The 14,619-nt window shown below is 37.9% G+C and carries 13 protein-coding genes; 11 read left to right on the top strand and 2 right to left on the bottom strand.

The genetic code is table 11. The features are described from left to right. The first annotated feature begins 585 nt into the window (after nt 1-585). The 9 genes from FXF62_RS02195 to FXF62_RS02145 all read left to right on the top strand — a co-directional run bounded on the left by FXF62_RS02195 (nt 586) and on the right by FXF62_RS02145 (nt 9,359). Nucleotides 586-807, top strand: coding sequence for a helix-turn-helix domain-containing protein (locus FXF62_RS02195; RefSeq protein WP_149517487.1), 222 nt, complete (start codon nt 586-588; stop codon nt 805-807). 26 nt (nt 808-833) lie between these two features. Further along, on the top strand, nt 834-1,103 hold the full coding sequence (locus FXF62_RS10965; protein WP_149517486.1) for a nitroreductase family protein: 270 nt from the start codon (nt 834-836) through the stop codon (nt 1,101-1,103). A 277-nt stretch (nt 1,104-1,380) separates the two neighbouring features. Beyond that, nucleotides 1,381-2,202, top strand: coding sequence for a putative PEP-binding protein (locus FXF62_RS02185; protein ID WP_149517485.1), 822 nt, complete (start codon nt 1,381-1,383; stop codon nt 2,200-2,202). 242 nt (nt 2,203-2,444) lie between these two features. After that, a complete protein-coding gene (locus FXF62_RS02180) occupies nt 2,445-3,017 on the top strand; it encodes a hypothetical protein (protein WP_149517484.1) in 573 nt (190 codons plus the stop codon). Between the two features lie 553 nt (nt 3,018-3,570). Then, the gene (locus tag FXF62_RS02175; RefSeq protein WP_149517483.1) at nt 3,571-3,789 is read left to right on the top strand and encodes a helix-turn-helix domain-containing protein; all 219 of its coding nucleotides are present in this window, start codon (nt 3,571-3,573) and stop codon (nt 3,787-3,789) included. A gap of 305 nt (nt 3,790-4,094) precedes the next feature. Further along, entirely contained in the window at nt 4,095-4,364 is a 270-nt protein-coding gene (locus FXF62_RS02160; protein ID WP_000450956.1) for a DUF3173 family protein, read from the top strand. After that, nucleotides 4,336-5,523 carry a tyrosine-type recombinase/integrase gene (locus FXF62_RS02155; RefSeq protein ID WP_007520162.1) on the top strand — a complete coding sequence of 396 codons (1,188 nt, stop codon included), beginning with the start codon at nt 4,336-4,338 and terminating at the stop codon, nt 5,521-5,523. Before FXF62_RS02160 ends, FXF62_RS02155 begins: the two co-directional genes overlap by 29 nt. Nucleotides 5,524-5,840: 317 nt before the next feature. Next, entirely contained in the window at nt 5,841-7,577 is a 1,737-nt protein-coding gene (locus FXF62_RS02150) for an ABC transporter ATP-binding protein (protein ID WP_149517482.1), read from the top strand. A gap of 9 nt (nt 7,578-7,586) precedes the next feature. Further along, nucleotides 7,587-9,359 carry an ABC transporter ATP-binding protein gene (locus FXF62_RS02145; protein ID WP_149517481.1) on the top strand — a complete coding sequence of 591 codons (1,773 nt, stop codon included), beginning with the start codon at nt 7,587-7,589 and terminating at the stop codon, nt 9,357-9,359. 90 nt (nt 9,360-9,449) lie between these two features. Here the strand turns inward: FXF62_RS02145 and FXF62_RS02140 are convergent, their stop codons facing one another. Together FXF62_RS02140 and FXF62_RS02135 are read right to left on the bottom strand one after the other, a co-directional pair. After that, nucleotides 9,450-10,133 carry a B3/B4 domain-containing protein gene (locus FXF62_RS02140; protein ID WP_149517480.1) on the bottom strand — a complete coding sequence of 228 codons (684 nt, stop codon included), beginning with the start codon at nt 10,131-10,133 and terminating at the stop codon, nt 9,450-9,452. A gap of 54 nt (nt 10,134-10,187) precedes the next feature. Beyond that, a complete protein-coding gene (locus FXF62_RS02135) occupies nt 10,188-11,201 on the bottom strand; it encodes a YdcF family protein (RefSeq protein WP_149517479.1) in 1,014 nt (337 codons plus the stop codon). 228 nt (nt 11,202-11,429) lie between these two features. Between FXF62_RS02135 and brnQ the strand changes: the two genes are divergently transcribed. Both brnQ and FXF62_RS02125 read left to right on the top strand, forming a co-directional pair. Then, a complete protein-coding gene (gene brnQ, locus FXF62_RS02130; protein WP_149517478.1) occupies nt 11,430-12,761 on the top strand; it encodes a branched-chain amino acid transport system II carrier protein in 1,332 nt (443 codons plus the stop codon). A gap of 240 nt (nt 12,762-13,001) precedes the next feature. Then, a complete protein-coding gene (locus FXF62_RS02125) occupies nt 13,002-14,579 on the top strand; it encodes an SSURE domain-containing protein (protein ID WP_149517477.1) in 1,578 nt (525 codons plus the stop codon). Nucleotides 14,580-14,619: the final 40 nt, after the last annotated feature.

Below are 14,619 nucleotides of genomic sequence, written 5' to 3'. Positions count from 1 at the left end.
TTAAATATTGTTTATTTTGAAAGGAAACGTTAGCATATTGTATTATTCAGATATTCAGCACGAGTTGCAAAATTACTTTTATTTAAAAAGCATCATAAAGGACTCCAATTAATTTTTAATGATTTTTCTAATCTAATTTTGTGGTTATTGACAAATAAAGTCTAGTTAATTGCTTTGAAATCCATGGATTGGTTTATATACATCTGTTAATGCAACGGATAATTTTATTGATAAGTAGGGAGTGGCTATTATTCAACTTTTAGGTTCTGAAAGTAAGAGATTCATATTAGAAATATCATGTTGACCATTTTTCAATTTGCTGGTTAGTAGTAATCTGGACATCATTAATCCCTTCCTTAACAAAATTATGTGACTTTTGTTACCGGATTACTGCTGATTTTTTAATAGCTTATAACATTTTTAGACGGTTAATAGATTTTGACCGTCTTTCTTAATATTGTCTTACCTATAATAGATATGCTTATGAGAAGTGTTTAATAATAATTTTAGTTCAAAATGTCCAGTTTGGACACTTTGAAAGATTTCTTAGTTTTATATATTATACTTTTCTTAGGAGAAATCTAAATGTACCAACGTATAAGAGATTTGAGGGAAGATCACGATTTGACCCAAAAACAAATAGCTAAAATACTTTCGATTCCAAACTCAGCTTATGCTAAAATTGAACGGGGTGAGCATGCCTTGACGGCAGATGTATTGGTAACTCTCTCAAACTTTTACGATGTCAGTACAGACTATCTATTGGAATTGACAGATTTTCCTGATAAAATTCGCTTTAGAAAATAATCTCCTCAATTCCATAGAGTGTGAAAATGAGGAGATTTTTTATTAGACCATCAGGATATATTATAATTATAAATGATGATAAAATATTTGATAATGAAAGATCAGTTTGTTGCAATGCTGGTATTTGTGCACAGATAATAACTTTGTCATTGATGGAATCGAATATCGATTCATGCATCATAAGTGTCTATAATGATAAAAATATAAACACCTATATTGATTTAGATAAAAATTTATCACCTGTATTAATTATGGGCTTTGGAAGAAGAGGGCTTCATCAACAATTATTGAAATAAGTTCTGATGAAAGTACTCATTATTACATTGAAGATGCAGGGGTCGTTGTTCCAAAGCTGAGGAAAAATGATATAATCCTAAATAGGGATTAACACCTAAAAACTCCCCAAAATAAAAGAATGTTTTCTAAGCAATGAATATATAAATAAAAATCAAGTGAAATAATAGGAGAAAATGGCTTATTGGTTTATTTGATAAGTTGGTATATTAAGGTGGGTATTTACTAGATTTTGATAAGTTAAAGAATATGTTTATGTTTTGTGGAATGGAGTAAGAAATGAAAAATGAACTAGCATTAAGTGGAGAGCGTATAGAGAATAAGATATATCCTGAATTATTTAGGAATGTAGGAATGATTCGTGGAGAATATCTTATTAGAGAATTGAAAAAGAATATTCTTTTATGTGATTCACAAAAATATTTATTTGACTATTTGATTGGTATCTGCAACAAGTACTGCAGTGAAGAGGTTTGGTATAGATTTTCAGAGTTAACCAATAGTGAGGCTAATTGTTTGGAAGGAACGGGAGAGCAATTAGATGAAAAACATCCTCTTTTTGGAGTCAGAGGTACAAGGAGATTGCTGAAGTATCCAGATGAATTCATTGCAGAGATAGATGTAATTCGAGAAGTATATAAAAAATATCAAAATCTGTCTGTCTTTTTCCCATTTATAAATGATTCTACGCAGCTAGAAAAAGCTATTAAAATGCTGAGAAATAATGGTTTTCATGGAAAAATTGGAACAATGATAGAATTACCTTCAGCATACCTTGACTTAGACAATATATTAAAAACGGATATTACTCGAATTACTATTGGGATGAACGATCTCACTTCCTTTATTTATGGAACAGTTAGAAATAGTGAGTGGCATAATATGGAAAGTAACATAATGTTAAGAGTTATTAAGAATATTCATGAAAAGGCTAAAATTTATGGTGTTGATTTAGCTATTGCAGGTTATTTAAGTCGTTCATTTATTGATAAAATGAATAGATTAGATATTAAATGTATCATCCATTATAGCCAAATTCCTCAGATTTTTAATAAAACTGTTGCTTATCCAGAGCATCTTAAGCATGTAAAAGAAAGTTAGGACAGACTCATGATTGAATTATCAGTGAGCGTTCCAAAATACGGAATTCTGCCTTATGAGTCCCATATTAGCAGTATTATTAACTGTTATACTAAAGAAAATATTAACTTTTTATGTAGTATGTTAAATATGAAATGTATTATTTTAGAACAAAGAAATACAAAGCAAGAATATTTTGATTTTTTATTGGATATGATTTGTATGTTCCTGAATTGATCTTTTCTTACGAGAATAGGAAAGAGTTGAATACTAAAGAAAAGTTATTAAATTTTATCCAGAAACATTTGAAACGAAAAGAATATGTAATTGTTGCGATTGATACTTCGAAAGTTTCTAGCTATAGTAATTTTTTAAAAAATTCTATAATACATCCACCGATGATAAGTCGTCTCGATTTAGCTAATAGTAAGATACTTATTCATGATTTTATGGACTATTCGAAATATCAGTCATCCTGGATATCAATTGATGAATTTTTTGAAGCTTATTCTGAAGTTCAGAATAAAATTATTTTAAATTCGTATGTTAATAAATCTTTAGAAGAAGAGCTGTGGGTATCTCGTTTAGAACTAATAAGATTTAACAAAAATACAGTAATAAATAATTCTTATATAGAGAAACGAGTTATAAGAGAACTCTTTAATTATTATTGTAGTATAAATAAAAGAGTTGTTGATATAGATGCTTACTCATATGTTAATAGCATTTTAAATGATACGGATACATTTTTATATAAAAAAGAGGTTGTTGAAGGTAGGGGGGGGCTTGGAATGTTATCAAAATTATTTATTAACTGTGAGAGATTCAGAGTCTAAGTTATAGTTAAAACCATTTTATAGGAGAAAAAATGTCTAAAACACTTGATATTGTTGGTTTTTCTGAAATACACAGAATAATTGTAAGTAAACATTGATTTGTGAATCTTCGAAGATAAAACAATATAAAATCTCATTAATTGCTTTGAATCGATGGAGTGGCTTATCTACATCAGTTAATGCAACAAATAATTTTATTGTTAAATCGTGCCTATTATAAAATTTTTATATTCTGAAAGTAAGAGATTCACAATCAAAATATCATGTTGATCTTTTTTCAATTTGCTGGTTTACAGAAATCTGTACATCATTAATTCCTTCTATAACAAAATTATGTGACTTTTGTTACCGGATTACTGCTGATTTTTTAATAGCTTATAACATTTTTAGACGGTTAATAGATTTTGACCGTCTTTCTTATTATTGTCTTACCTATAATAGATGAGCTTATGAGAAGTGTTTAATAAATTAACTTTAGTTCAAAATGTCCAATTTGGACACTTTGAATGATTTCTTAGTTTTATATATTATACTTTTCTCAGGAGAAAGCTGTATGTACAGACGATTAAGGGATTTGAGGGAAGATCGTGATTTAACCCAAAAAGAATTAGCAAAATTACTTTCATTTACAACTTCAGCATATTCAAAGATAGAGCGCGGAGAACGAACTCTTACTGCAGAAGTGTTAATAGATCTCTCAAATTTTTATAATGTAAGTACAGATTTTTTATTGGGTATTACAGATTATCCTAATAAAATTCACATTAAATAAAATTGTCCATATTTCATATCTCGTGAAATTAAGAAGAATTTAATTAGAACATTGACAATTGAATAGTCCAAAATGGTACTTTCCTCATTTGTGGAGCAGTTTTGAATGGCTCGCCATGATAAGAGCGACATTAAAACCATCAATAAAATAGAGCGATACTTTATATGCCATGATACAAATGATATACAATGATACTTCTGACCGTTCAGGCTGCCACCGTAAAAGAGCAGCAAGTGAAATTCTTATGATGACTTCATCAGTCATGCCATGGAGGTAAAATATCTAAGAAAGGAAGTAGAAAAATCATGGAAACAGTAAACTATAAAGATTTAGTTGCGATTGGTTTTCCAGAGCACACATCGAGAAATATTATTAGACAAGCAAAAAAGATTGCTGTAAAAAAGTTTGAAGAAGCTAGAAAAAATGATAAGAATGCGGTACAATTAGGATGTTCACCTTTCGATAATAAAAGGTTAGGCATTGCTCCTAAAAATATTGTAGAAAATTTAATTGGTATTTCTTTTTCAGATATAGAAGGTGAGAAAAATGGTTATATCAAAGACAAAGAAATATAAAGGTGTATACAAAGATTCAAAAGGAAAAATTTATTTTCAAATTGAATTAGGAGTTGATCCAATAACTGGGAAAAGAATTCAAAAGAAAGGAAGGAAAAATCAACAGGGACTACCGTTTAATTCTTTTAAGGAAGCATATGAAGAGATACTTCGTTTAAAACATGAATTTGTGAACTCTACTATTAATAATAGTTTTCTAACTTTTAGAGAGTTTATGGAAGAGATTTATTTAAAATATTATCAACAAAAAGTTCAATTTGTAACTTATCAGACCGCTTTACCACATCATCAGTTATTTATTAAGCAATTTGGTAGTAAAAAATTATCAGATATTAGTACTATTGACTGTGAAAGATTTCGCTTAGCTATTATAGACAAGTATTCTAGTAACTATGCTAAAAATATGTGGTCTAGATTTAAAGCATGTCTGGGCTATGCAGAAAGATTGGGTTATATTGATAGAGTTCCTTTTAAAGGATTAGATAATCCTAGAGGAAAGCACCCTGATACAAAATTTTGGACATTTGATGAATTTAAGAAGGTAATAAACTCTTTTGATATTAGTGAGTATGAGGGACTCCATAATTACATGACGATCTGGTTATATTTTATGACTGGTTTAAGAGTTAGTGAGGGTATTGCTCTTAAATGGGAAGATATTGATTTTGAACGTAAATGGATTCATGTTCATTCGACGATTGAGAAAGATAAAAACGGTGTATGGTATGCTAAACAACAAACAAAGACAGTAGCAGGGAATCGTAAAATTGATTTAGATGATTTTACGATTACAATACTTAAAAAATGGCGAGAAGTTCAAATCAAGAATGATGATAAAGATTATGTAATATCACGTTTTGGTGAGCCCTTGTGTAAGTCTACAATCTCCAGGATAATTAAAAGGCATGCTAGGGTTACTGGTGTACCAGAAATTACAGGGAAAGGATTAAGGCATAGTCACGCATCTTATCTTATAAATGTGTTACATAAGGATACTTTATATGTTTCATATCGATTAGGACACGCTGATAAGTCAACCACCTTGAATACATATAGTCATTGGTATTATTCAGGTGATTCAACAATTTCAGAAGAGATTACAAACAGTTTAGATAATCTTGGATTATCAATTTACCTACCAAATTCCTGCCAGAGTTGAAAATTGAGGAATTAACCCACTAATACTGGGAGAAAATAGGATTTGCAAATTGTTACTCTTAAGTAATATAGTATCCAATTTAAAAAACCAAGTCTTTCGACTTGGTTTTTTTGTAATTATTCAATTTGTAACAATTTGTATTAAATAACGTATTCTTAAAATATAGTACAAACTCGAAAGAAAAGATATGCTGGTGACTCTTTACGATTTTTCATATTTCTGCTATAATATTCTTAATAAAGCGTGCATTTGCGCGCTCTTTTCTGTCTAAAAGTGCTCTTCAGTGCTTTTTTATTATTATAGAAATTGGAGGGATTATGCTTTACATTTGGTCTTATTTGAAACGCTATCCCAAGTGGTTGGTGCTGGATTTTGTGTCGGCCATCTTTTTTGTAGTGGTCAATCTAGGGCTGCCAACGGTTTTGGCGCGCATGATTGACGAAGGGATTAACCAGGGCGATCAGGAACGCCTGTTTTTCTGGGGCTTTATCATGCTGCTGGTTATTATCCTTGGGATTTTGGGGCGGATCGTCCTTTCCTATGCCGCTGGAAAATTAACGACCAGCATGGTGAGGGATATGAGGAATGATCTCTATGACAAGCTACAGGAGTATTCCCATCATGAGTACGAGCAGATTGGCGTTTCTTCGCTGGTGACGCGGATTACTAGTGATGCCTTTGTCCTTATGCAGTTTGCGGAGCAAACGCTCAAGATGGGAGCTATCACGCCCATCATGATGCTGTCTTCCATCCTCATGATTTTCCTGACCAGTCCCTCCATGGCTTGGATTGTGGCGATTTCGGTGCCTTTTTTGGCAATCGTAGTCTGGTATGTGGCAGTCAAGACGCGTCCCCTGTCTGAAAAGCAGCAGAAGACGTTGGACAAGATCAACCAGTATGCTCGGGAAAATCTGACCGGTCTGCGGGTCATTCGAGCCTTTGCCCGTGAGGATTTTCAGGAAGAGCGCTTCGCCAATGAAAATGAAATTTATGCGGAGAATTCTAACCGTCTCTTTAAATTGACAGGTTTGACGGAGCCTCTCTTTGTGCAGATTATCATTGCCATGATTGTAGCCATTGTCTGGTTTGCTCTGAAACCACTAGGCAGCGGTGAGCTGAAAATCGGGGATTTGGTTGCCTTTATCGAGTACAGTTTCCATGCTCTTCTGTCCTTCCTGCTCCTATCCAGTCTCTTTACCATGTATCCACGGACAGCGGTCTCTAGCGAGCGGCTGAAGGAAGTTATGGATATGCCGATTTCCATCGATCCAAATGAGAATGGGATCACGGAAACTGCGACTCATGGCTATTTGGAATTTGACAATGTAACCTTTGCCTATCCAGGTGAGACAGAAAATCCTGTCCTGCATAATATTTCTTTCAAGGCCAAGCCAGGGGAAACGATCGCCTTTATCGGTTCAACAGGCTCTGGTAAGTCTTCCTTGGTTCAGCTGATTCCGCGTTTCTATGATGTGACCTTGGGCAAGATTTTGGTGGATGGTGTGGATGTCCGCGCCTATAATCTCAAGGCCCTCCGTCAGAAGATTGGCTTTATCCCGCAGAAAGCTCTGCTATTTACTGGGACGATCGCTGAAAATATCCGCTATGGTAAGGAAGATGCTAGCTCTGAGGAGCTCAATCAAGCAGCAGATGTGGCTCAGGCTCGCGACTTTATCGAAAGCAGAGAAGAGCGTTACGAGACCCATTTGGCCGAAGGCGGCAGCAATCTATCTGGTGGGCAAAAGCAACGCCTGTCCATTGCGCGTGCGGTTGTCAAGGAGCCGGATATTTATATCTTTGATGATTCCTTCTCGGCTCTGGACTACAAAACGGATGCGACTTTGCGCCGCCGACTCAAGGAAGTGACTCAGGATGCAACGGTTCTCATCGTGGCTCAGCGGGTCGGCACCATTATGGATGCGGATCAAATCATTGTCTTAGACAAGGGTGAAATCGTGGGTCGCGGCCGACATGAGGAGCTGATGGAAAATAATGCTATCTATCGCGAAATTGCTAATTCTCAGCTCAATAGTCAATCACTAACAGAAGAATAGGAGGAAGAGATGAAAGAAAATAGTTTTGTCCGCTTATGGGGCTATCTAAAAGTCTATAAAGCAGCCGTGCTTCTTGCAGTCTTCCTCAAGATTGTCAGCGTGGTCATGAGTGTCCTAGAGCCTTTTGTCCTAGGGCTTGCCATTACAGAACTGACGCAAAATCTGCTGGATATGGCCAAGGGAGTGCCCGGTGCAACCATCAATAGCAGCTATGTGGCTTGGATCATGCTGCTCTACTTTATTCGTGCCCTCTTTTATGAGATTGGTTCTTACTTTTCTAACTATTTCATGACCAATGCTGTGCAGAGCACCGTTCGCGACATGCGCAATGAGCTTAGTCATAAGATCAATCAAATTCCTGTTTCGTACTTTGACAAGCACCAATTTGGTGATTTGATTGGGCGCTTTACCAGCGATGTGGAGACCGTCTCAAATGCTCTCCAACAAAGCTTTTTGCAGGTGGTCAATGCTGTCATGACCCTGATTTTAGTCATCGGGATGGTTTTGTATCTGAATCTCCAGCTGGCCTTGATCGTTATCGTCAGCATTCCTCTGACCTATTTGGGAGCTAGATTTATTCTCAAAAAATCTCAGCCTTACTTTAAGCAGCAGGCGGATGTGTTGGGCGCTATGAATGGCTTCGTTCAGGAAAATCTGTCAGGTTTCAATGTTCTCAAGCTTTATGGTCGGGAAGAGACTTCGGCTGAGGATTTTCGAGCTATTACTCAAAACTTGCAGGAAGTCGGTTTTAAAGCCAGCTTTATCTCAGGGCTCATGATGCCCGTTCTTAATGCGATTTCGGATTTAACCTATCTCATCGTGGCTCTGGTGGGTGGTTTGCAGGTTATTGCTGGTCAATTGACCATCGGTAATATGCAAGCCTTTGTCCAGTACGTCTGGCAGGTCAATCAGCCTATCCAAAACCTTACCCAGCTGGCAGGTCAGCTCCAGAGTGCCAAGTCTTCGTTGGATCGGATTTTCCAGATTTTGGATGAGCCAGATGAAGTCATGGATAATACTATCCAGCTAGATAAGGACTTGACTGGTCAAGTCAGCTTCAAAGATGTAGACTTCCAATATGTGGCAGACAAGCCGCTGATTCGCAACTTTAATCTGGAAGTCCAGCCGGGTGAAATGGTGGCCATTGTCGGGCCGACTGGAGCAGGTAAGACGACCCTGATCAACCTGCTCATGCGTTTCTACGATGTGACTAAGGGCTCTATCAGCGTGGATGGTCACGATATTCGCCAGCTATCCCGCCAAGACTATCGCAAGCAATTTGGCATGGTCTTGCAGGATGCTTGGCTTTATGAAGGAACTATCAAGGAAAATCTTCGCTTTGGTAACCTCGATGCTACCGATGAGGAGATTGTGGAAGCAGCTAAATCAGCCAATGTAGATCACTTTATCCGCACCTTGCCAGGTGGCTACAATATGGAAATGAATCAGGAATCTAGCAATATTTCGCTAGGTCAAAAGCAGCTCCTGACGATTGCACGGGCGCTCTTAGCGGATCCTAAGATTCTGATTTTGGATGAGGCGACTTCCTCAGTGGATACTCGTTTGGAGCTGTTGATTCAGAAAGCCATGAAAACTCTGATGCAGGGGCGGACGAGCTTTGTCATTGCTCACCGCTTATCCACTATCCAAGAAGCAGATAAGATTTTGGTGCTCAAGGATGGACAAATCATTGAGCAGGGCAATCACGAGTCGCTGCTGGCCGACAAGGGATTCTATCATGACTTGTATATGAGTCAATTTTCGGATAAGAAAGAAGCCTAGACATACAAAAAAGGAAGCTCGCTTGAGTTTCCTTTTTGAATAATCATTTTGATGTAGTTTTAAACCAAAAGCTTGTCGGGTAAAAGTTGCTTAAAGATCGTCTACTTGAATGACATGGGTTTCAAATTCGAGATTTGGCATGGCTGCGGCTAAATCCTGGTGAATGCGTTCAAGGGCTTCTAGTCGCATTTGGACAGATGTATGGGCATTTCCTTGGATAATGAAAATGGCATTTTTAGTGCGATCATCAAATTTATAAAGGTCGCTGTCACGGACATCAAGCCAAGCAAGGATGCCTTTTTCATCTCGATAGACATAGTCAGTCGGAGCCACGTGTTTTTCCTTGGATAAGATAGGGAGGAAAATATCGTCCTTCTGACTGACAGTAAACTCAATCTCATCACCGATTTTATCAAGGTCGTGCCCGCCGATAGCTAGGAGAGAATGCAAGGATTCTACATTATAAATATCAATGACGCTGTTAATCCTTGGAATGGAGCCACGGTGTTGGATATTGCGGATCAGAGCTGGTACTGTTGGCGGGTTCTTTTTAACACTGCGCCCCACTTTCTGCAGTAAATCACAGTAGCCTTGGATAGTCGGATGGTCAGTGATTTCTGCTAGATTGCAGTTCAAAGCCCAGTTTTCTGCTTCCTTCTGTTTTTGGAGAAAAACTTCTGATAAAGGTGCTTGGGGATCGACGTTTCTAGCAATGCCAAGGACGACGCTTGTGATGCCAAGTTCTGCTAAACTTTTATTAATGGTAAATTTCATCTTAGACGCACCTCCATTTTTTTCTTACTATTATTATACTCTTTTCTATAGCTTTCACAATGAAAAATATGAGTGGAATAAGGAGAAAAGGAAGGGAAGCAGTAGAATTCCGATGATAAACGCATGCCATTTCCAGTAGATACAGATTAAGCCAGCGGTTTCTCGGATCCATGCAGAAGGAAGAAAATAGAAGGCCGTTCGAGAACCGATACTGCGGCCTTTGAGACCGACTTGTCTCATATAGATCCCCGCACGTAGCGCGTGGAAAGAATTTGTGACTAGGAGAACTCGATCTTGCTCCAGTCCTTGTACGAGCATGAGCTGTTTACTGAATATGAGATTTTCAAGAGTAGTGCGAGATTTATTTTCAAGTAGAATGCTATCAGCTGGGACTCCTTTATCTATCAAATATCCTGCCATGGCCTCTGCTTCGGAAATCCACTCGTCGTCTCCCTGACCGCCAGAGACAATGATGACTGGCTTCCGATTAAATTTTTCATAGATGGCTAGCCCTTTATCCAAGCGCTGAGCCAGCAAGGGAGGTACCTTGTCTCCAAACAATCCTGCACCGAGGATAATAATAGTCTGAGGCTCTTTCTTAACTGGAAAAATATTTAAAAAGAATGCGTAGATGATATAGGAAAGATAGAGAAAGGTTCCGTAAAATAGTAGCAAATCAGCGAGGGAAATCAAAATTGCAAGAAATGACCGAGGAGCGAGAAAATGCAGTAAAGCAAGTCCCACGATCGCTAGGCCGTAGAGAAGGGATAGGAGATTGGCTAGTCTGAGCCCCTCTAGCTGTAGCATTTGGCGACCATTAAAAATCAAATAAGCAGTAGAAGCGAAAATACTAATAGGAATTGCTAAAAGCAGGATATAAAAGCTAATAATAGCTGGTTTATAACCAATAAATCGCTCAAGACTAACAATCGTAAGCCCGGCTAAAACAATGCCCATCATCATAAGAGTGAAGGTCAGGAGATAAGCATTGAATAAATTTCTAGGTTCCCGATAGACTAAAATAGTAAAGATAGCAGCAGGAATGAGCCAGACTAGATGCAGTAACATATTAAAACCTCGCAATTGAACTTATAACTAGTATAGCATAAGTCCATCTAATAAAAAAGGAATTATATATATGATATAAATCGTAAACAAATAAGAATGATTGTAATAAATCGTATTATATTTCGCGATTTTCTTGGGTTAAGAAAAGGCAATTTTTATTTCAAAATCCTTGCAATGAGTGGTGTTTATCGGTATAATGGAAAAATCTTAAAAAGACTGGAGATGACGATGATAAAAAAAGGATCCTTGACCGGTTTACTTTTGTTTGGAATGTTTTTCGGAGCCGGTAACCTGATTTTCCCACCTCAATTGGGTTTGGAATCTGGTCAAAATTTCTGGCCAGCTATTGGAGGCTTTGTCCTATCGGGCGTCGGTATTGCTATTCTAACCTTGATTATAGGTACTTTGAATCCCAAGGGCTATATTGATGAAATTTCGAAAAAGATTGCCCCTTGGTTTGCGGTAGTTTACTTGGTGGCCCTTTATCTTGCAATTGGTCCCTTCTTTGCCATTCCTCGGACGGCGACCACTGCATTTTCTGTCGGGATTGAGCCTATGTTGCCTGCAGGATCTCATGCCATTTGGCTTTTTGGGTTTACGCTGGTTTATTTTGCCTTTGCCTATCTGATTGCACTTAATCCATCGAAAATCCTTGATAGTATTGGTCGTTATTTAACGCCAATCTTTGCCCTATTAATTGTAGTTTTAGTTGTATTAGGCGCTGCCAAATATGGTTCCACCGCTCCTCAAGGAGCAACAGGGGAATATGCTGCTTCAGCTTTCGGAGCGGGCTTTCTTCAAGGCTACAATACTCTGGATGCCTTGGCTTCAGTTGCCTTTAGTGTGGTTGCCGTGACAACTCTCAATCAGCTCGGTTTCAAGAATAAAAAGGAATATATTTCTACTATTTGGGTCGTTGGTATTCTTGTGGCGCTTTGTTTTAGTGTTCTTTATGTTGGCCTTGCCTTTCTTGGAAATCACTTCCCACTTAATCTAGCGAATTTGCCGAAAGGTGCAAACGTAGGGGCCTCTGTTTTGTCTTCTGCAACTCAGGCTATCTTTGGGCCGATGGCTCAAATTTTCCTAGCGATTATGGTAACAGTGACCTGTTTTACAACTACAGCAGGACTTATCGTCTCAACTGGCGAATTTTTCCACAATACCTTCCCGAAAGTATCTTATAAGGTTTATGCGACCATTTTTACGCTAGTTGGTTTTGCTATTGCAAATCTTGGTTTGAATGCTATTATCCAGTATTCGGTCCCAGTTCTGGAAATTCTTTATCCGATTACCATTACGATTGTGATGATAGTCATGGTTAATCGCTTTTTACCACTTTCTAAACCAGGGATGCAGTTGACCATCGCAGTGGTGACCCTGATTGCTTTTGCTAGCATTTTGGGACGGCAATTCAAGCTAACTGCCATTCTCAATCTGGTTAATGCTCTGCCATTTGCTCAAGCTTCTCTACCTTGGTTGCTGCCGGCTCTGGTTGGAATCTTGCTCTCGCTCCTTTTGCCAAACAAGCAAAAAAGTGAAGCATTTGAATTTGAAGCATAATAAAGAAAATTCACCACAGTGTGGTGGATTTTTTTGACTCATTGTCAATTGTAGTGGGTGATTTAAGTTTAAGATTGGGAATGTTTGGTGAAGAAACTCAAGTTGTTTCTTATGAACAATAAGACAATATAAGCATTTTATAAGATAGATTTAAGAGAAATTTTAACTATTTCTTATCTCCATTTAATCTTAGGAGATTATACTAAAGTCATCAAAAAAACAAACTTAAAGGAGAATCTTATGAAATTCAACCTAAATCAAAAGTATGCTCGCTGGTCAATCCGTCGTTTAAGCGTAGGTGTGGCTTCCGTCGTAGTTGCCAGTGGTTTCTTTTTGCTAGTTGGTCAACCAAACACTGTTCATGCAGATGTTCTCACTACGACTCCGACTGAAGTTCTTCAAACAGATTCATCATCACTAGAAAAGAATGAGTTGCCAGAGACAGTTTTAAAAGAAGGAGTGGATTCAACTCTTCCTGAAAATCAGTCAGCTCCAAAGGAAGAAGTAACAAAAACCAAAGAAGAACAGAATATTGCAGAAGTTACCAATCAGAAAGAAGAAGCTAAGCCAGTGGCAACTCTTGATGTAGTTTCAAATCAAGCTCGTGAAGCAGCTATTTCTCAATCAGTAACGACTCAAGATGAAGTTAAAAAAGGAGTTGAAGAAAATACTAAGGACTCAGTAGACGTCCCAGCCAGCTATTTAGAAAAAGCGAACGTTCCCGGTCCATTCTTGGCAGGAGTTAATCAAGTCATTCCGTATGAAGCTTTCGGTGGAGATGGTATGTTGACGCGTCTCTTGCTCAAATCTTCTGACAAGGCACCATGGTCTGACAATGGCACAGCGAACAATCCAGCTCTCTTGCCGCTTGAAGGCTTAGCCAAAGGTCAATATTTCTACGAAGTGGATTTGAATGGCAACACGACAGGTAAAGATGGACAAGCCCTTCTCGACCAACTTCGTGCCAATGGCACTCACAGTTACCAAGCTACTGTCAAAGTTTATGGCGCCAAAGACGGCAAACCAGATTTAAGCAATCTTGTTGCGACAAAAAATGTGACGGTTGACATGAATGGCCTCATTTCAAAAGAAGCAGTCAAAGATTCAGTCACTAAAAATATTAAAGACCATATCGATGTTCCAGCCAGCTACCTAGAAAAAGCGAATGTTCCTGGTCCATTCTTGGCGGGTGTTAACCAAGTCATCCCGTATGAAGCTTTCGGTGGCGACGGCATGTTGACGCGTCTCTTGCTCAAATCTTCTGACAAGGCACCATGGTCTGACAATGGCACAGCGAATAATCCAGCCCTCTTGCCGCTTGAAGGCTTGGCCAAAGGTCAATACTTCTACGAAGTAGATTTGAACGGCAACACGACAGGTAAAGACGGACAAGCCCTTCTCGACCAACTTCGTGCCAATGGCACTCACAGTTACCAAGCTACTGTCAAAGTTTATGGTGCCAAAGATGGCAAACCAGATTTGACAAATCTTATCGCGACTCGTCAAGTAACGATTCAGCTTCATGGAAAAGAAATGGCTACAACACCATCTCAAGAAGGTCAGATGAATAAGAAGCTTTTTGCAACAGATTCTATGAGTACAGCTAAGGGTACGAAGGAAGTGGATCATAGCATGACTGATGTGAAGGTGGAACGCCCAACCTCTAAGCCGATGGTAGATACAATGAAAAAAAATGATAAGCCTACGTTACCAAACACTGGTGAAGCTCAAACAGCTACAGCTACCATTGGTTTCTTAGGACTAGCCTTGGCAGGAATTCTTAGCCTTCTAGGTTTGAAAGCAAAACAAGAAGATTAAGGTTCAAATCATTTAAAAATTACTAAAAATAGTGTTATAC

It is taken from the genome of Streptococcus cristatus, assembly GCF_008369405.1.
GTDB classification, from domain to species: Bacteria; Bacillota; Bacilli; order Lactobacillales; family Streptococcaceae; genus Streptococcus; species Streptococcus cristatus_G.
The sequence above is the reverse complement of the archived record's forward strand: the minus strand, read 5'-3'. Positions and strand labels throughout refer to the sequence as shown.